The sequence below is a fragment of the Edwardsiella piscicida genome, assembly GCF_001896205.1.
Taxonomy (GTDB): domain Bacteria; phylum Pseudomonadota; class Gammaproteobacteria; order Enterobacterales; family Enterobacteriaceae; genus Edwardsiella; species Edwardsiella piscicida.
Window position 1 is genome coordinate 3,255,011 of the sequence record NZ_MPNU01000001.1, and the last position, 17,667, is coordinate 3,272,677.

Annotated in this window: 16 protein-coding genes; all 16 read left to right on the forward strand. The window is 64.3% G+C overall.

The features are described 5' to 3' along the window. The first annotated feature begins 216 nt into the window (after positions 1–216). Positions 217–1,224, forward strand: coding sequence for an HTH-type transcriptional regulator GalR (gene galR, locus BRD58_RS15055; RefSeq protein WP_012849713.1), 1,008 nt, complete (start codon positions 217–219; stop codon positions 1,222–1,224). 46 nt (positions 1,225–1,270) lie between these two features. After that, positions 1,271–2,281, forward strand: coding sequence for a LacI family DNA-binding transcriptional regulator (locus BRD58_RS15060; protein WP_012849714.1), 1,011 nt, complete (start codon positions 1,271–1,273; stop codon positions 2,279–2,281). 186 nt (positions 2,282–2,467) lie between these two features. Continuing rightward, positions 2,468–3,082, forward strand: a complete 615-nt coding sequence (locus BRD58_RS15065) for a 4Fe-4S dicluster domain-containing protein (protein WP_073383517.1) — start codon at positions 2,468–2,470, stop codon at positions 3,080–3,082. Next, positions 3,079–4,980 (forward strand): proton-conducting transporter transmembrane domain-containing protein, encoded by a 1,902-nt coding sequence (locus BRD58_RS15070; protein ID WP_034167938.1) that lies wholly within the window; start codon positions 3,079–3,081, stop codon positions 4,978–4,980. The genes BRD58_RS15065 and BRD58_RS15070 overlap by 4 nt, the downstream gene beginning before the upstream one ends. A gap of 12 nt (positions 4,981–4,992) precedes the next feature. Next, positions 4,993–5,931, forward strand: coding sequence for a respiratory chain complex I subunit 1 family protein (locus BRD58_RS15075; protein WP_078057758.1), 939 nt, complete (start codon positions 4,993–4,995; stop codon positions 5,929–5,931). A 75-nt stretch (positions 5,932–6,006) separates the two neighbouring features. Then, positions 6,007–7,707: a hydrogenase large subunit gene (locus BRD58_RS15080; protein ID WP_073383522.1), complete on the forward strand. Its 1,701-nt coding sequence runs from the start codon at positions 6,007–6,009 to the stop codon at positions 7,705–7,707. Between the two features lie 19 nt (positions 7,708–7,726). Then, the gene (locus BRD58_RS15085; protein WP_034167937.1) at positions 7,727–8,284 is read left to right on the forward strand and encodes a formate hydrogenlyase complex iron-sulfur subunit; all 558 of its coding nucleotides are present in this window, start codon (positions 7,727–7,729) and stop codon (positions 8,282–8,284) included. Beyond that, positions 8,281–9,102, forward strand: coding sequence for an NADH-quinone oxidoreductase subunit B family protein (locus tag BRD58_RS15090; RefSeq protein ID WP_012849720.1), 822 nt, complete (start codon positions 8,281–8,283; stop codon positions 9,100–9,102). The genes BRD58_RS15085 and BRD58_RS15090 overlap by 4 nt, the downstream gene beginning before the upstream one ends. After that, positions 9,099–9,542, forward strand: coding sequence for a formate hydrogenlyase maturation HycH family protein (locus BRD58_RS15095; RefSeq protein ID WP_012849721.1), 444 nt, complete (start codon positions 9,099–9,101; stop codon positions 9,540–9,542). Before BRD58_RS15090 ends, BRD58_RS15095 begins: the two co-directional genes overlap by 4 nt. Next, positions 9,535–10,014, forward strand: coding sequence for a hydrogenase maturation peptidase HycI (gene hycI, locus BRD58_RS15100; protein ID WP_015462255.1), 480 nt, complete (start codon positions 9,535–9,537; stop codon positions 10,012–10,014). The genes BRD58_RS15095 and hycI overlap by 8 nt, the downstream gene beginning before the upstream one ends. Before the next feature lie 305 nt (positions 10,015–10,319). Then, a complete protein-coding gene (fdhF, locus tag BRD58_RS15110) occupies positions 10,320–12,464 on the forward strand; it encodes a formate dehydrogenase subunit alpha (RefSeq protein WP_078057759.1) in 2,145 nt (714 codons plus the stop codon). A gap of 177 nt (positions 12,465–12,641) precedes the next feature. Then, positions 12,642–13,184 carry an electron transport protein HydN gene (gene hydN / locus BRD58_RS15115; RefSeq protein ID WP_015462257.1) on the forward strand — a complete coding sequence of 181 codons (543 nt, stop codon included), beginning with the start codon at positions 12,642–12,644 and terminating at the stop codon, positions 13,182–13,184. A gap of 307 nt (positions 13,185–13,491) precedes the next feature. Continuing rightward, positions 13,492–15,816 (forward strand): carbamoyltransferase HypF, encoded by a 2,325-nt coding sequence (gene hypF / locus BRD58_RS15120; protein WP_069579287.1) that lies wholly within the window; start codon positions 13,492–13,494, stop codon positions 15,814–15,816. A 70-nt stretch (positions 15,817–15,886) separates the two neighbouring features. Continuing rightward, a complete protein-coding gene (gene hypA, locus BRD58_RS15125; RefSeq protein ID WP_015462258.1) occupies positions 15,887–16,228 on the forward strand; it encodes a hydrogenase maturation nickel metallochaperone HypA in 342 nt (113 codons plus the stop codon). Between the two features lie 25 nt (positions 16,229–16,253). After that, positions 16,254–17,372: a hydrogenase nickel incorporation protein HypB gene (gene hypB / locus BRD58_RS15130; protein ID WP_073383526.1), complete on the forward strand. Its 1,119-nt coding sequence runs from the start codon at positions 16,254–16,256 to the stop codon at positions 17,370–17,372. Continuing rightward, positions 17,372–17,665: a hydrogenase maturation factor HybG gene (hybG, locus tag BRD58_RS15135; protein WP_012849729.1), complete on the forward strand. Its 294-nt coding sequence runs from the start codon at positions 17,372–17,374 to the stop codon at positions 17,663–17,665. Before hypB ends, hybG begins: the two co-directional genes overlap by 1 nt. Positions 17,666–17,667 lie beyond the last annotated feature (2 nt).

A 17,667-nucleotide genomic window follows, 5' to 3' on the forward strand; every position in this document is an offset into this window, starting at 1 on the left:
CCAATCAATACCTCTGGGACATTCAGCATACGGGGCATCCCTGCGATACATGAAGTCCCGAATGGCAACATTCGACTGCGAAATGTAACCAGCGGTGTACTTTGTTGTTTTTCGCACATATTAGAGGCTCAAACGCCCATCCTCGGCTTGCAGGCGCGGCGCTTTTCCGCAACACTGGTGTAAACGTTTACGGTTTGCAGTTGGACACTCAAGAACATGGCTACGATCAAAGATGTTGCCAGGCTTGCCGGCGTATCGGTAGCCACCGTCTCCCGGGTTATCAATAACTCCCCCAAGGCCAGCGAAGGCTCGCGCGCGGCGGTGCACGCCGCCATGGCGCAGCTGCGCTATCACCCCAACGCCAATGCGCGGGCGCTGGCTCAGCAGTCGACGGAGACCCTGGGGCTGGTAGTCTGCGACGTCTCCGACCCGTTCTTTGGCGCCATGGTCAAGGCGGTCGAGCAGGTAGCCTACGCCACCGGCAACTTTCTGCTGATCGGCAACGGATACCATGAGCAGCACAAGGAGCGGCAGGCCATCGAACAGCTGATCCGCCACCGCTGCGCGGCGCTGGTGGTCCACGCCAAGACCATTCCCGACGATGAGCTGGCGGCGCTGATGCAGCAGATCCCCGGCATGGTGCTGATCAACCGAACGCTACCCGGCTATGAGCAGCGCTGCGTGGCGCTGGACGACCGCTACGGCGGCTGGCTGGCGACCCGTCATCTGATCCAGCAGGGACATCGCCGCATCGCCTGTATCTGCTCCAACCATGCCATCTCCGACGCCCACGACCGCCTGCAGGGGTACCTGGAGGCTATGCGCCAGCACGATCTGCCGATCGATGAACGGCTGATCGTCCATGCCTCGCCCGATGAGCTCGGCGGCGAGCAGGCGATGACCGAACTGCTGGGACACGGGCGTAAGTTCAGCGCCGTCACCTGCTATAACGATCCCATGGCCGCCGGCGCGCTATCGGTGCTGAACGACAACGGCATTGAGGTGCCGGGTGCGGTCTCCCTGATCGGCTTTGACGACGTGCTGATCTCACGCTACCTGCGCCCGCGGCTGACCACCATCCGCTATCCGGTGGTGGCCATGGCGACCCAGGCGGCGGAGCTGGCGCTGGCGCTGGCCGCGGGGAAAACGCCGCCGGAAACCACCAACATGTTCAGCCCCACGCTGGTATGTCGCCATTCCGTCTCTCCCCTGCGGACGCTGTGATACACTGCTGCACGTCATCGCCGTCAGCCAAGGGAGAGAAGGAACTATGATCACCATGCTGGACGTCGCACGCCGCGCAGGCGTATCCAAAGCGACGGTATCCCGCGTGCTCAACGCCACCGGACAGGTCAAGCAAAGCACCCGCAGCGCCGTATTCCGCGCGATGGAGGAGCTGGGCTATCGCCCCAACCTGCTGGCCCAGGCGCTGGCCAACCAGACCTCCAACACCCTGGGACTGGTGATCTCCCACTTTGACGGCCCCTACTTTGGCCGCCTGCTGCGCCAGGCCGCCGCGCAGGTCGAAGCCAGCGGCAAGCAGCTGATCGTGACCGACGGCCACGATACGCCCGACGGCGAGCGCCAAGCGGTGCAGATGCTCAGCGATCGGCGCTGCGACGCCATCGTTCTGTATACCCGCTTTATGGCCGAGGCCGATCTGATGAAGCTGGTCTCTCAGTACCCCTCTCTGGTGGTGATCAACCGAGCGCTGCCGCAGGCGGCGCAGCGCTGTATCTTCTTTGAACAGCGCGCGGCGGCGCGCCAGGCGGTGGAGTATCTGATCGGCCGCGGCCATCGTCGCATCGCCTGTATCACCCTGACCATCGACACCCCGACCGGACAGGCCCGCCTGCAGGGCTACCGCGACGCGTTGCAGGCCCATGGCCTCTGCGCACCCGCCCAGCGCGTCGCCCACGGCGATAACAGCGTAGAGGGCGGATACCAAGCCTGCCTGCGGCTGCTGGAGAACCGCGACGCGCCGTTCAGCGCCCTGTTCTGCTGCAACGATGATATGGCCATCGGCGCCCTGCGCGCCCTGCGCCAGGCCGGGCTGCGCGTCCCGCAGGATGTCTCCCTGTTCGGCTTTGACGACCAGCCCATCGCCGCCTACCTGATGCCGGCGCTCTCCACGGTCTACCTGCCCATCGATGCCATGATCGCCGCCGCGATCCAGCAGGCCCTGCGCCTGAGCCGCGGCGACCCTGTCGACGCCCTGCCGCCCTTTTGCGGCGAAATGCGTCTGCGTGAGTCGGTCGCTGACGCCCCCGCGGCGCAGTAACGCATCGTCATAAGTGTCGACATGCCGCATACGCTGTCGACATCGTCACCTTATCGAGCGATGTCGACAGCATCGTCATATTACAATCCATTGATTTAAAACAATAAGCACAGCAACAATTCTCTTGGCACGATTTATGCTTATCCGGGGCGGATCTTTTTTATAGTCTGTCTTTGAGGACATAACATGAACCGCTTTGTGATTGCGGATCCCCGACTGTGCATCGGGTGCAATACCTGCATGGCCGCCTGCTCGCAGGAGCATGAGGCGCAGGGCCTGCAGGCACAGCCGCGCCTGACGCTGGTCAAGACCAGCCACGAGTCGGCGCCGCAGATGTGTCATCACTGCGAAGATGCCCCCTGCGCCCTGGTCTGCCCGGTCAATGCCATTACTCGCCAGGACGGCGCGATTCAGCTCAATGAAAGCCTGTGCGTCGGCTGCAAACTGTGCGGTATCGCCTGCCCCTTCGGCGCCATCACGCTGGGCGGCAGCAAACCGCTGCATATTCCCGCCAACAGCAATACGCCGCTGGCGCCGCCTGCGCCCCCGGCTCCCCTCATCGTCGGCCCGTTCCTGGACTGGTACCCCGGCATCCGCAGCATCGCGGTGAAGTGCGACCTGTGTCAGTTTAGCGACGCCGGACCGGCCTGCGTCCGCGCCTGCCCAACCCATGCCATCGTACTGGTGGATGCGCGCCGCCTAGAGGACGCCAGCGCCGCCAAACGCCTGAACGTACTCGATGCCCAGCGCGCCGACCTGCTGGCTCTCGCTCGTATATCCGGGGGAAATGACGCCCTATGAGTATTCTGCAGCTGTTTAATCTGATGCTGGCGCTGTATCTGTGCAGCGCCGTCATCGCGCTGGCGTTCAGCGGCATCGGCCGACTGGGCGCCCGCATCGCCGCCGCCGGCGGGCTACTGGCCGGCCTCTGCGGCAGCGCCGCCGCCGCCGCCCTGTTACTGCAGGCGCCGCAGTTTCCTCCGGCGATCCTGCTGTTCAACCGCCTGCCGGTACTGTTCAGCCCGCTGAATAACCTGATGCTGCTGCTCACCTCGCTTATCAGCCTACTGTGCGCGCTGTCGGCCTTTAGCGTCTCCCGGCACGACACCGGTAAAGCCGCGCGCAGCGGCTGTCTGATGAACCTGCTGAGCGCCGCCATCAGCCTGCTGGTGGTATCGAACGATGCGCCGACCTTTATGGTGATGCTGGAGCTGATGAGCCTGAGCGCCGCGCTGCTGGTCTGCCAGGGCGGCAGCGCCAAGGCGCGCCGCGCCGCCGGACTGTACTGGCTGATGTCCCGCCTGGGCTCGCTGGCGCTGCTGCTCTGCTTCTGGCTGCTGTGGCGCGCCAGCGGCACGCTGCTGCTGAGCGAGTTCCATCTGGCCAGCCTGAGCCACGCACAGCAGAGCATCGTCCTGCTGCTCGGCCTGCTCGGCTTTGGCATCGTCACTGGCCTGGTGCCGCTGCACGGCTGGATCCCGGAGCTGCACGCCCACGCCCCGGCGCCGGCGGCTACGCTGTTTGCCAGCGTCATGCTCAAGATAGGCCTGTTCGGCCTGCTGAAGCTCAGCATCGATTGGCTCGGCGTCCCGCCGCTGTGGTGGGGGCTGCTGCTGCTGTGCTGCGGCGCCCTCACCGCCTTTATCGGCGGGCTGTATGCCCTGGCGGAGCACGATCTGCGCCGCCTGCTGGCCTATCACACCGTGGAAAACAGCGGCATCATCCTGCTCGGGCTGTCGGCCTGCGTCATCGGCGTCGCGCTGGGCAGTCCGCTGCTGGCGGTGATGGGGCTGCTGGCCGGGCTGTTCCATCTGATCAACCACACGCTGTTTAAGGGCGGACTGTTCTTCGGCACCGGCGCCCTGACTCACGCCACCGGTCTGCACGACATCGATAAGATGGGGGGCCTACTGCGGCGCATGCCGCTGCTGGGGCTGATGATGCTGCTGGCGCTGATGGCCATGGCGGCCCTGCCGCCGCTGAGCGGGTTTGTCAGTGAATGGTACACCTACCAGTCCCTGTTCAGCCTGAGCCAGCGCGGCGCCGGCGCCCTGCGCCTGCTGGCACCGCTGGCGATGGTGGCACTGGCGATCGCCGGCGCGCTGGCGGTGATGTGCGTAGCCAAAATCTTCGGCATGACCTTCCTGGGGGCCCCGCGCAGCGAGGCGGCGGCCAATCCGGGCGCGACGCCGTGGAATATGCTGCTACCGACCCTGCTGCTCAGCCTGTGCTGCGTCCTGTTTGGGGTCGGCGCCCCCTGGGTGGTTCCCGCCCTGCTGCGCCTCAGCGCTCAGGTGCTGCAGCTGGCCATCGGCAGCGATGCGCTGACGATGGGCGCCATCATGTCACCGGGCAGCGGTAACCTGACCCTGCTGTCGCCGCCGCTGATGACCCTGCTGCTGCTGGCCTTCCCGCTGCTGCCGCTGCTGCTGAGCGCCCTATACCGCGGCAGCCGCCTGCCGGCGCGCCGCCACGGCGATGCCTGGACCTGCGGCTACGGCCATGAGGCGGGCATGGTGGTTACCGCCGGCGGCTTTGCCCAGCCGCTGCGCGTCCTGTTCTCCCCGCTGTTTGCCCTGCGTCGGGTCTGCAATCCGGCGCCGCTGTGCGGCGGACTGCTGAGCGAGGGCGCCCTGCGTGTCTACCCGGTACTGGCGCTGTGCGAACTGGCGCTGCTGCTGGTTGCCGTGTTCTCCTGAGGAGATGATGTGATGATGAGTTCACTTTCCATTTTCGCCCTGGCCCTGGGCCAGGCGCTGATCCTGCTGGCGCTGGCGCCGCTGGCCAGCGGTATCACGCGCGTGCTGCGGGCGCGCATGCACTGCCGACAAGGCCCCGGTCTCCTGCAGGAGTACCGCGATATCGCCAAGCTGCTGCGGCGCCAGAACATCGCCCCGCAGTGCAGCGGCGCGCTGTTCCAGATGATGCCCTACGTCATGGTCGGCACCATGCTGACCATCGCCAGCGCCCTGCCGCTGGTCACCCGCAGCACGCCGCTGCCGGGACTGGGTGACGTCATAACCCTGGTCTACCTGTTCGCCGTCGCCCGCTTCTTCTTCATCTTGGCGGGGCTGGACACCGGCAGCCCGTTCAGCGCCATCGGCGCCAGCCGTGAATCCCTGCTGGGCATTCTGGTCGAGCCGATCCTGATGCTGGGGCTGTGGGTGACCGCGCTGCTGGCCGGCTCCAGCAACCTGGGGCTGATGGGGGGCTATGTGCATGACTGGCATCAGCACGCCTCGCTGGCGCTGGGCCTGGCGCTGCTGGCCTGCGCCTTCGCTACCTTCATTGAAATGGGCAAGCTGCCGTTCGATCTGGCCGAGGCCGAACAGGAGCTGCAGGAGGGGCCGCTGACAGAGTACGCCGGCTGCGCGCTGGGCATCCTCAAGCTGGGCATCAGTCTCAAGCAGTTGGTGGTGCTGCAGCTGTTTATCGCGGTGTTCATCCCCTGGGGGCAGAGCGCCACCCTGAGCGGCGGCGCCCTGCTGCTGGCGCTGGTCATCGCGCTGGTCAAGCTGCTGATCGGCATCGTCGTCGTCTCCCTGCTGGAAAACAGCATGGCGCGCCTGCGTTTCCTGAAGACCGGCTACACCACCTGGGCCGGCTTTGGCCTGGCGCTGTTGGCGTTCTTCTCCTGGCTGATCGCGTGAGGCGAACCATGACATCTATCGCCACGACGACCCGTTTTCCCTTTTTTGGCACAACCCATGAGGCCGCAAAGTAAAATGACACAACACACCGGACAACACTACATTGCGGCGCTGCGTCAACAGTTCCCCCACGCCATTATCGAGGAGAGCTGGCAGACCGATACCCAGGCCACCCTCACGGTGAAGACCGACATGCTGCCGGAGGTGGTCGAATACCTGTACTATCAGCAGGGCGGCTGGCTGTCCGTCCTGTTCGGCAACGATGAGCGCCCGCTGTGCGGCAGCTACGCGGTCTACTACGTTCTGTCGATGGAGCGCGGGACCAAGTGCTGGATAACCGTCAAGGCGCTGGTCGACGCCGCGACCCGCGAATACCCGTCGGTCACGCCGCGGGTGCCCGCCGCCGTGTGGGGCGAGCGCGAAGTCCGCGACATGTATGGACTGATCGCCGTCGGCCTGCCGGACGAGCGTCGCCTGGTGCTGCCGGACGATTGGCCGGACGATCTCTACCCGCTGCGCAAGGATGCGATGGACTATCGTCAGCGCCCGGCGCCGACCACCGATCGCGAGACCTACCCCTTCGTCAACGACAGCAGCAGCGGTAAAATCGTTCCCATCGGCCCGCTGCACATCACCTCTGACGAGCCAGGTCACTTCCGCCTGTTCGTGGACGGCGAGGACATCGTCGACGCCGACTATCGCCTGTTCTATGTCCACCGCGGCATGGAAAAGCTGGCGGAGACCCGCATGGGCTACAACGAGGTCACCTTCCTCTCCGACCGCGTCTGCGGTATCTGCGGCTTTGCCCACAGCACCGCCTACACCAGCTCGGTCGAAAACGCGCTGGGCATCCAGGTGCCGCAGCGCGCCCAGGCTATCCGCTCCATCCTGCTGGAGGTCGAGCGTCTGCACAGCCACCTGCTCAATCTGGGGCTCTCCTGCCACTTCGTCGGCTTCGATTCGGGTTTCATGCAGTTCTTCCGGGTACGTGAAAAATCGATGAAGATGGCGGAGATCCTCACCGGCTCGCGCAAAACCTACGGCCTGAACCTGATCGGCGGTATCCGTCGTGACATGCTCAAAGAGGACATGATCGCCACCCGCCGTCTGGCCGCAGAGATGCGCGCCGAGGTCAAAACCCTGGTCGATATCCTGTTCAGCACCCCCAATATCGAACAGCGCACCGTCGGTATCGGCCGCCTCGACCCGCAGATCGCCCGCGACTTCAGCAACGTCGGCCCGATGGTTCGCGCCAGCGGCCACGCGCGCGACACTCGCGCCGACCATCCGTTCGCCGGCTATGATCTGCTGCCGATGCAGGTCCACAGCGAGCAGGGCTGCGACGTCATCTCGCGCGTCAAGGTGCGCATTAACGAGGTGTTTACCGCCCTCAACATGATCGAATTCGGGCTGGATAACCTGCCGGGCGGCCCGCTGGCGGTCGAAGGCTTTACCTATGTTCCGCAGCGCTTTGCCCTGGGCTTTACCGAGGCGCCGCGCGGCGACGATATCCACTGGTCGATGACCGGCGACAACCAGAAGCTGTACCGCTGGCGCTGCCGCGCGGCGACCTACGCCAACTGGCCGACCCTGCGCTACATGCTGCGCGGCAACACCGTATCCGATGCGCCGCTGATCATCGGCAGTCTCGACCCCTGCTACTCCTGTACCGACCGCGTCACCCTGGTGGACGTCAACCGCCGCAGGTCAGTGAGCGTGCCTTACAAAGAGATTGAGCGCTACGGTCTGGAGCGCAAGGACTCACCGCTGAAGTGATCGCCGGAGACGAGAGACTATGCTGAAACTGTTAAAAACTGCCCTGCGTCATCGCCATGCTACCGTCGCCTATCCGGCGCGTCCGCTGGATGTCGACGCCAACTTCCGTGGCAAGCCGCAGTATGATGCCCAGCAGTGCATCGCCTGCGGCGCCTGCACCGCCGCCTGCCCGGCCAACGCCCTGACCATGCAGACCGACGCCGCCAGCGGCGTACGGACCTGGGCGCTCAATCTGGGGCGCTGCATCTTCTGTGCCCGCTGTGAAGAGGTGTGCCCCACCGCCGCCATCGTGCTGTCGCCGGAGTTTGAGCTGGCGGTGTGGCGCAAAGAGGATCTGCAGCAGCGCGCCGAGTTCCGCGTCTGCCGCTGCGTCGAGTGCGGCGCGCCTTACGCCGCGCAGAAAGAGATCGACTACGCCATGGCCCTGCTGGTCCAGGCCGGTCACCTGACGGCCGACCAGGCCGAGGCGCGCCGGGCCCAGTTTGAAACCTGCCCGGCGTGCAAGCGTCAACACAACATGATCCCGACGGCGCGCATTGCGCTGGGCCGTCACCTGATGCCGGAGGCGTCACAATGAGCCAGATCATCACTACCCCGCCGGCGGGCGCATTAATCGGTCCGCGCGACGCCAACGGCCAGCCGGTGCCCATCACGCTGGATGCACAGGCCGCCCGCCTGAAGCAGACCCTGCTGAAGGACATCCGCCGCTCGGCCTATGTCTATCGCGTTGACTGCGGCGGCTGCAACGGCTGCGAAATTGAAATTTTCGCCGCCATCTCCCCGCTGTTCGACGCGGAGCGCTTCGGCATCAAGGTGGTCGCCTCGCCGCGCCACGCCGATATTCTGCTGTTCACCGGCGCGGTGACCCGCGCCATGCGCATTCCGGCGATCCGCGCCTACCAGTCGGCCCCCGATCCCAAAATCGTGATCTCCTACGGCGCCTGCGGCTGCAGCGGCGGCATCTTTCACGATCTGTACTGCGTTTGGGGCGGCACCGACAAAATCGTCCCGGTGGATGTCTATATTCCCGGCTGTCCGCCGACGCCGGCGGCGACCCTGTATGGCTTTGCCGTCGCCCTCGGCCTGCTGGATCAAAAGCTCAAGGCGCAGCACCACAGCCAGCAGGACGATGAACAGGCGGCCATCCTGCACCCGGATATCCCGCAGACCCTGCGGGTGCTGATCGATCGCGAGGCTCGGCGCATGTCCGGCTACCGCTATGGCCGCCAGCTGGCCGACAAGTTTATGGCCCTGCTGGCCAGCCGCGACGCCGATACCCTGGAGCAACGCCTCGACCGCTTCCTGGCGGCGGAAAACGATCCGCGCCTGAGCGAGGTCATGGGACGGCTGATGCAGGTGTGCAGCGATGCGGCCCCCCAGGGAGATCGCCGATGACCGAACGCGCGTCCGCCTACTTTCCCGACCCGACGGTGGTGTTTCACATCCTCAACGCCAAGTTTGTACAGCAGGCTGAAGATGACGCGGCAACGCCGCCGGCGGCGCGAGAGGTTATCTACTACAGCCTGGCCATCGGTCACCACCTGGGGGTGATCGACTGCCTGAAGCCCTACCTCTCCCTGCCCCTGAGCGACTACCGGGCGTGGATAGCGCAGCTGGAAGCCGGCGAGGCGCGGCGCAAGCTGGAAGGCGTGCTGCGCTTTGGCGAGATCGGCATCGATATCAGCCATATTCACACGCTGGCCTGCGCGCTGGATCGGGCGCTGCCGGCGATGACGCCCCCGCAGCAGGCGTGGAGCCGCAGCCTGATCGACGCGCTGCAGCTGATCGAGAATGAACCGACAATCTATCTGATGGTGAAACGACACAATGGCTGACAATCTAATCCTGTGCGTAGGCAACAGCATGATGGGCGACGACGGCGCCGGCCCGCTGCTGGCGGAGAAGCTGTGCGGACACCCTATCCCCGGCTGGCAGGTCATCGACGGCGGCAGCAGCCCGGAAAGCTACGCCCACACCGTGCGCGAACTGCGCCCGCAGAAGCTGCTGATCGTCGATGCGACGGAAATGGGGCTGGAGCCGGGCGAAATCCGCATTATCGACGAGCGCGACATCGCCGAGCTGTTTATCGTCACCACCCATAACCTGCCGTTGAGCTACCTGATAGCCCAGCTGCGCGAGGACGTGGACGATATCACCTTTATCGGGATCCAGCCGGCCATCGTGGCTTTTTACGCGCCGATGATGCAGCCGGTCAAAGAGGCGGTCGAGACGCTGTATCAGCGCCTGCACCGCTGGGGAGACGACGGCGGCATCGCACGTCTGACGGTGCCCTCAGGCGAGATCTGACGCGCGGCGCCGAGCCGGGTGCCAAAATTGTGCGACAGTTTTGTCGAGTCCGTCGGCACTTTGATGCGGATCATCACGGGATTCCTACGCCAGCCTTTATAGTTCAGGCAATTAGGCCACCTGGCTTGATGGGAAAACCTGGCACGCATCATGCATATATAATCGGGAGAGCGCGGCGGACGGCCTCTGTGCCGCCGCCCGTACATGACAGGCGGGACGCACACCGATGCGCCAAGGCTCTCTGTAGATAGTTACGCCGGACGGGTACGCAACGTCCGGTGGTCATAAAAATAGGAGCAATGTTGATGAAGAAAGTCATCACGGTCTGCCCTTATTGCGCCTCGGGTTGCAAAATCAACCTGGTGGTGGATAACGGCAGAATTATTCGTGCCGAAGGGGCGAATGGCGTGACGAACCAGGGCGAGTTGTGCCTGAAAGGGTACTACGGCTGGGATTTTATCCACGATACCAAAATCCTGACCCCGCGCCTGAAGTCACCGATGATCCGCCGCGAGCGCGGCGGCAAACTGGAAGCGGTTTCCTGGGACGAGGCGATCGCCTTCGCCAGCTCCCGTCTGCTGGCGGTCAAAGAGAAGTACGGCCCGGATGCCATTATGACCACCGGCTCATCGCGCGGTCCCGGCAACGAAGCCAACTACGTGATGCAAAAGTTCGCCCGCGCGGCTATCGGTACTAACAATATCGACTGCTGCGCACGCGTCTGACACGGCCCTTCGGTTGCAGGTCTGCAGCGATCGGTCGGTAACGGCGCCATGAGCAACTCTATCGTCGAACTTGAAGATACTGACTGCATTTTTGTCTTCGGCTACAACGCCGCGGACTCTCACCCCATCGTCGCCCGTCGCATCCTCCATGCGAAGGCGAAAGGGGCAAAAATCATTGTCTGCGATCCGCGTCGCATTGAAACCGCACGCATTGCCGACATCCACGTTCCGTTGAAAAACGGCTCTAACATTGCGTTCCTCAACGCGATGGCGCAGGTGATCATCGCTGAAAACCTGCACGATCGCGCGTTTATCGAACGGCATACCGAGGAGTTTGACACCTTCCGCGATCTGGTCGCCGCCTACACCCCGGAATCGGTTGAAGAGACCACCGGCATCAGCGCGCAGATGATCCGCGAAACGGCGCGGATGTATGCCAAGGCGCCCAGCGCCACCATCCTGTGGGGCATGGGGGTCACCCAGTTCTATCAGGGGGTGGAGACCGTACGTACCCTGACCAGCATCGCGCTGTTGACCGGCAACCTGGGCAAGCCCCACGTCGGCGTCGGCCCGGTTCGCGGGCAAAACAACGTACAGGGCGCCTGCGATATGGGCGCGCTGCCCAACACCCTCCCCGGCTATCAGTACGTGAATCAGCCGGGCGTACTGGAGAAGTTTGCCAAGGCCTGGGGCGTTGAAAAGCTGAACGACAAGATTGGCTACGCCCTGAGCGAGGTGCCGCACAATATCGATCACGGCCTGATCAAGGCGCACTACGTGATGGGCGAAGATCCGCTGCAAACCGAGCCGGATCTCGCCACGATTCGCCGCACCTTCGAACAGCTCGATCTGCTGATCGTGCAGGACATCTTCATGACCAAGACCGCGGCCATCGCCGACGTGATCTTCCCGGCCACCAGCTGGGGCGAACACGAAGGGGTGTACACCTCCGCGGATCGCGGTTTCCAACGCTTCTATAAAGCGGTGGAGCCGGTGGGCGACGTGAAGCGCGACTGGGAGATCATCGGCCTGATGTCAACGGCGATGGGCTACCCGATGCGCTACAGCGATACCCAGGAGATTTGGGACGAGCTGCGCGAGCTGTGCCCGATCTACTACGGCGCCACCTACGAGAAGATGGCGGATCTGGCCTATATCCAGTGGCCGTGCCCGACGCTGGAAAGCCCCGGCACCCAGTACCTGTACCAGGGCGGCAAGTTCGACACTCCCAATGGCAAAGGCCAGTTCTTTACCTGCGAATGGCGTCCGCCGATCGATCGCGTCAGCGACGACTATCCGCTGGTGCTGGCGACGGTACGCGAAGTGGGCCATTACTCCTGTCGCTCCATGACCGGTAACTGCAAGGCGCTGGCCGCGCTGGCCGACGAGCCGGGCTATATTCAGATCAACACCGAGGACGCCAAGACCTTTGGCATCCGCGATCAGGATCTGGTGTGGATCCGCTCGCGCCAGGGCAAGGTCATCAGCCGGGCGGCCGTCAGCGAGCGCGCCAACCGCGGGGCGGTCTATATGACCTACCAGTGGTGGATCGGCGCCTGTAACGAGCTGGTCGCGGAGAACCTGAGCCCCATTACCAAGACGCCGGAATACAAATACTGCGCGGTCACCCTGGAGGCCATCGCCGATCAGCCGGCGGCGGAAGCCTACGTGGAACGTGAGTATGACAGTATCAAGCGGCATCTGCGCGAAAGCGCAGAGGGGTAACGGGCTGCGGCTCTCAAAACAATAACGCGCCTTTGAACGCCTTATCAACGGGGTGCGCGGCGGATTATCAAACTAACACGCCGCGTATCACTTTTGATAACCGTCCGGCGGGGTCAGCAGCAGCGACTCCGCCGGTGTTCCCCGGCGCGACACTATAACGATATCGGGAGTAATTGAATGAATCGGTTTGTCATTGCGGACCCCAAAACATGCATCGGCTGCCGTACCTGCGAAATCGCCTGCGTCATGGCCCACCGGGAGGAGAGCGAGCTGCATAACCTCAGCCGCGATAACTTCACCCCGCGCATTCACGTCATTAAGGGAGACAACATCAGCACGGCGATCCTGTGCCGCCAGTGTGAAGACGCCCCCTGTGCCAATGTCTGCCCCAATGGTGCCATCAGCCGCCAGCAGGACTTCATCTGCGTTGACCAGGAAAAATGCATCGGCTGCAAGACCTGCGTGGTCGCCTGTCCTTACGGCACCATGGAGGTCGTCACCACCACGGTGACGCAGCGCTACGGCAGCAGCGGCTGTATCAGCAGCAGCAAGGCGGAGGCCAACAAGTGCGATCTGTGCAATCACCGCGCCAACGGCCCGGCCTGCGTGGAAGCCTGCCCGACCAAGGCCCTGAAGCTTATCGATCGCAACGCCATGCAGGCGCTGATCCAGGAGCGACGCCAGCGCGCCGCCTTCGATAACCTGGGCGATCTGCTGTAACCGGGCATACGCCCCTCCCCACCGTTCTCGCGGGGGTCTCCCCCGCAACCGGCGCACCGCGGCAAAGCGAGAGCCAACGCTCAGATATGACATGCCGCGTTGCACGGCCCCCGGCCCATTTGCGACAATTTATTCACCGTTCGCTTTATTTAACGCGCTGCGATTTGCGTGTAGGCTGCCTGATATCAATGCGGCCTGGCGCCGCTGCCGCTAGTCTTATTCCCGGTCAACCAGCGCAGCGCCGCTATCCCCGGACAACCCAGGTATCAACGCCAGCCCCGCAGCGCGCTGGCACGGAGTTATTTTTTTGGAACACAACGCCATCGCATTACGGATAAAAGGAAAGGTTCAGGGCGTCGGCTTTCGCCCCTATGTCTGGCAGATAGCCCAGGCGCTGGGGCTACATGGCGAGGTCAGCAACGACGCCGGCGGCGTCTGGCTGGTGGTTCGCCTGCCGGCGGATCTGGACACGCTGATCCAGCGACTGCACGCAGACTGCCCGCCGCTGGCGCATATCGATACCATCGAACGCCACCCCTGGGCAGAGACGCCCGCGGACGGTTTCCGGATCGTCGACAGCCGCCAGGGTGCCATGGATACCCAGATCGTGCCCGACGCCGCCACCTGCCCACGGTGCCTGGCTGAGATGCGCGATCCGGCCAACCGCCGCTACGGCTACCCGTTTATCAACTGTACCCACTGCGGCCCGCGTTTTACCATCATCCGCCGTATGCCCTACGATCGCCCCTTTACCGCCATGGCCGACTTTCCGCTGTGCCCGGCCTGCGCCCGCGAGTACCGCGATCCCGCCGACCGACGCTTTCATGCCCAGCCGACCGCCTGCGCCCTCTGCGGCCCGACGATGTGGACCTGCGGCGCCAACGGCGTCGACCGGCGCGAAGGCGAGGCGGCCTGGCAGGCCGTCACCCAGGCCCTGGATGCCGGACATATCGTCGCCGTCAAAGGGCTGGGGGGATTTCATCTGGCCTGTGACGCCGAAAACGACGCCGCCATCGCCCGCCTGCGCGAACGCAAACGGCGCCCGGGAAAACCGCTGGCGCTGATGCTGCCCGACCTGAGCTGGCTGGCGCGCTACTGCCGCACCGCGCCGGACGACGGGCTGCAGGCCCTGCTGAGCAGTCCGGCGGCGCCCATCGTCCTGATCCCCGCGTCCAGCGCCGTACCGCCGCGGGTGGCACCCGGCCTGGATGAAGTCGGCGTCATGCTACCCAGCACGCCGCTGCACCACCTGCTGATGGCGCGGATCGGGCGACCGCTGGTGATGACCTCCGGTAACGCCAACGGCCAACCGCCGGCGCTGGATAACGCCCAGGCGCTGACGGATCTGGTGGACATCGCCGATCTGTGGCTGCTGCACAACCGCGATATCGTCCAGCGCGCCGACGACTCGCTGGTGCGCTACGCGCCGGCGGGGAGTGAGATGCTGCGCCGGGCCCGCGGCTATGTGCCGGATACCCTTGCGCTGCCCGACTCCTTTAGCACGCTCCCAGACGTCGCCGCCGTCGGCGGCGACCTGAAAAATACCTTCTGCCTGCTGCAGCGCGGACGCGCCCTGCTCAGCCAGCATCTGGGCGATCTGGGCGAGGCGCGCATTCAGCAGCAGTTCCTGCAGACCTGGCAGCTACTGCTGCAAACGTACCAGTTCAGCCCGCGCGCTATCGCCTGCGATCGCCACCCCGGCTACCACAGCCACAGGCTCGCGCAGCAGCAGGCCGACGCGCGCGCGCTGCCGCTGATCGCGGTGCAGCATCACCATGCACACCTGGCGGCCTGCATGGCTGAACACGGGATTACGCCGCAGGAGACCCCGCTGATCGGCCTGGCGCTGGACGGCATCGGCTACGGTGAGTCGGGTGAATTCTGGGGCGGCGAGTGCCTGCGGGTCGACTACCGGGGGTACACCCGCCTGGGCGGGCTGCCGGCGGTGGCGCTGCCCGGCGGCGATCTGGCCGCCCGTCAGCCCTGGCGTAACCTGCTGGCCCAGCTGCTGCGCTTTGTCCCCGACTGGCAGCGTTACCCGGAAACCCAGCGGATACAGGCAAAAAACTGGCCGCTGCTGGCCCGGGCCATCGATCGCGACCTGAACTGCCCGCGCGCCTCCTCCTGCGGACGCCTGTTTGACGCGGCGGCGGCGGCGCTGGATCTCTGCCACGAGCAGATAAGCTTTGAGGGCGAGGCGGCCTGCCGTTTAGAGGCGCAGGCCTGGCAGGCTTGGCCCCAGGAGACGCCGGTCACCCTGAGCCTTGACGCGCAGGGTGAGCTGGCCATGGGCGATTTCTGGCGCGACTGGCTCGGCTGGCGGGCACCGGTGCCCCTGCGCGCGCTGGCCTTTCACCGGGCGCTGGCCGACGGTCTCGCGGCGCTGCTGCGCTACCACGCCGAACGCGAAGGGTGCCAAACGCTGGTATTGTCCGGCGGGGTGCTGCACAATCGACTGCTGCGTCAGCTGTTGCTGGCGCGGCTGGCGGACTACCGTCTGCTGCTGCCCCTGCGCCTGCCCGCCGGAGACGGCGCGTTGGCTCTCGGTCAGGCCATCATCGCCGCTCACTGCCTAAAAGAGGCGATAGATCCCGCGCAGGCGTCATGCAGCGCCGAGGAATCGGTGAACTGATGACGGTAATCAAGGTTCAGCCGTCCGCTTTCCCCGAGGATAAGCCCGGCACAACGAAAGAAGAATGACCATGCATGAATTATCCCTTTGCCAGAGCGCATTTGACATCATTGAACGCCAGGCGCGCGACAGCGGCGCCAAGCGTGTCACATCGGTCTGGCTGGACATTGGCGCCCTCTCCTGCATTGAAGAGAGCGCATTAACCTTCTGTTTTGACATCGTCTGTCGCGGCACCCTGGCCGAGGGCTGCGCGCTGCGAATCAACACCGTTCCGGCCCAGGCCTGGTGCTGGAACTGCAGCCGCCCGATCACGGTAACCAGCCACGACGCGGGCTGCCCGCACTGCCAGAGCCACAATCTGCGCGTCGACGGCGGTGACAGCATGCAAATCAAACAGATTGAGATTGAGTAACCCTAACGCTCAGGAGATCCCCTATATGTGTACCACCTGCGGCTGTGCAGCCGGCGAACTGCATATTGAAGGCGACGAACACCCTCACGCTCACCGTCACGACAGCGACGGTCATGCGCATCACCACGGTCACCACCATCATGGCCATCACCATGAGAGCCAGGACGCCGCGCGCGTCGTGAATGTGCATCATCACTACCACCATAATGGCGATGTGCACCACCACTATCACTATGTCTTCGCTACGCCTGAACAGGCACAGCAGCATGCCCATAGCCATGATAGCCACCCTGCGCATACCCACAGTCATGACCATAGCCATGACCATGACCATGACCACCATCATGACCATGCGCACGAACACGAGCATGAGCATAGCCATGCCCATCGCCATGCCGACGAGACGGCGTTCGCGCCCCACCAGCATCACGACGATCTGGACTATGGCCACGGCGAGGCGGGCGCCCACGCGCCGGGCATCAGCCAACGCCGCATGGTGCAGATCGAGCAGGACGTACTGAGCAAAAACAACGCGCTGGCCGAGCATAACCGCGAACACTTCACTCGCCAGCATATTGCCGCGCTGAATCTGGTCTCCAGCCCTGGCTCCGGTAAAACCACCCTGCTGACCGAAACCCTGAAACGCATCGCCAGCCGCTTCCCGTGCGCGGTGATCGAAGGCGATCAGCAGACCACCAACGACGCCGAACGCATTCGCGCCACCGGCGTCAGCGCGATTCAGGTCAACACCGGCAAAGGCTGCCACCTGGATGCTCAGATGGTACATGACGCCATGCACCGCCTGGCGCTGCCGGACCACAGCCTACTGTTCATTGAAAACGTCGGCAATCTGGTCTGCCCGGCCAGCTTCGATCTGGGTGAACGCCATAAAGTCGCGGTGCTGTCTGTCACCGAAGGTGAAGACAAGCCGCTGAAATATCCACATATGTTTGCAGCCTCCAGCCTGATGATCATCAATAAGATCGATCTGCTGCCCTACCTGCAGTTCGACGTCGACGCCTGCATTGCCAACGCGCGACGCATCAACCCGCAGATCCAGGTGATCCAGCTCTCCGCCACCAGCGGAGAGGGAATGGACGCCTGGCTGGCCTGGCTGGAAACCACGCTGGGAGAAAATCAATAATGTGTCTGGGAATTCCGGGAAAAGTGGTCGCCGTCGGCGACGATATCCACCAGCTGGCGCAGGTCGACGTCTGCGGCGTGAAGCGTGACGTCAACATCGCGCTGGTGTGCGAAGGCGACACCCGCGATCTGCTGGGTCAGTGGGTGCTGGTGCACGTCGGCTTTGCCATGAGCGTGCTGGACGAGCAGGAGGCGCAGGATACGCTGGAGGCGCTGAAGTCCATGGAAGCGGTAGAGGCCGACGTGGCGCACTTTATGCGCGTCGGCGCCGGCGCGGCGCGCAGCGGAGAGTGATA

What these genes read in the sequence shown, in the direction of transcription:
- galR (WP_012849713.1), top strand. Translation starts at nt 217, where the DNA reads ATGGCTACGATCAAAGATGTTGCCAGGCTTGCCGGCGTATCGGTAGCC.
- BRD58_RS15060 (WP_012849714.1), top strand. Translation starts at nt 1,271, where the DNA reads ATGATCACCATGCTGGACGTCGCACGCCGCGCAGGCGTATCCAAAGCG.
- BRD58_RS15065 (WP_073383517.1), top strand. Translation starts at nt 2,468, where the DNA reads ATGAACCGCTTTGTGATTGCGGATCCCCGACTGTGCATCGGGTGCAAT.
- BRD58_RS15070 (WP_034167938.1), top strand. Translation starts at nt 3,079, where the DNA reads ATGAGTATTCTGCAGCTGTTTAATCTGATGCTGGCGCTGTATCTGTGC.
- BRD58_RS15075 (WP_078057758.1), top strand. Translation starts at nt 4,993, where the DNA reads ATGATGAGTTCACTTTCCATTTTCGCCCTGGCCCTGGGCCAGGCGCTG.
- BRD58_RS15080 (WP_073383522.1), top strand. Translation starts at nt 6,007, where the DNA reads ATGACACAACACACCGGACAACACTACATTGCGGCGCTGCGTCAACAG.
- BRD58_RS15085 (WP_034167937.1), top strand. Translation starts at nt 7,727, where the DNA reads ATGCTGAAACTGTTAAAAACTGCCCTGCGTCATCGCCATGCTACCGTC.
- BRD58_RS15090 (WP_012849720.1), top strand. Translation starts at nt 8,281, where the DNA reads ATGAGCCAGATCATCACTACCCCGCCGGCGGGCGCATTAATCGGTCCG.
- BRD58_RS15095 (WP_012849721.1), top strand. Translation starts at nt 9,099, where the DNA reads ATGACCGAACGCGCGTCCGCCTACTTTCCCGACCCGACGGTGGTGTTT.
- hycI (WP_015462255.1), top strand. Translation starts at nt 9,535, where the DNA reads ATGGCTGACAATCTAATCCTGTGCGTAGGCAACAGCATGATGGGCGAC.
- hydN (WP_015462257.1), top strand. Translation starts at nt 12,642, where the DNA reads ATGAATCGGTTTGTCATTGCGGACCCCAAAACATGCATCGGCTGCCGT.
- hypA (WP_015462258.1), top strand. Translation starts at nt 15,887, where the DNA reads ATGCATGAATTATCCCTTTGCCAGAGCGCATTTGACATCATTGAACGC.
- hypB (WP_073383526.1), top strand. Translation starts at nt 16,254, where the DNA reads ATGTGTACCACCTGCGGCTGTGCAGCCGGCGAACTGCATATTGAAGGC.
- hybG (WP_012849729.1), top strand. Translation starts at nt 17,372, where the DNA reads ATGTGTCTGGGAATTCCGGGAAAAGTGGTCGCCGTCGGCGACGATATC.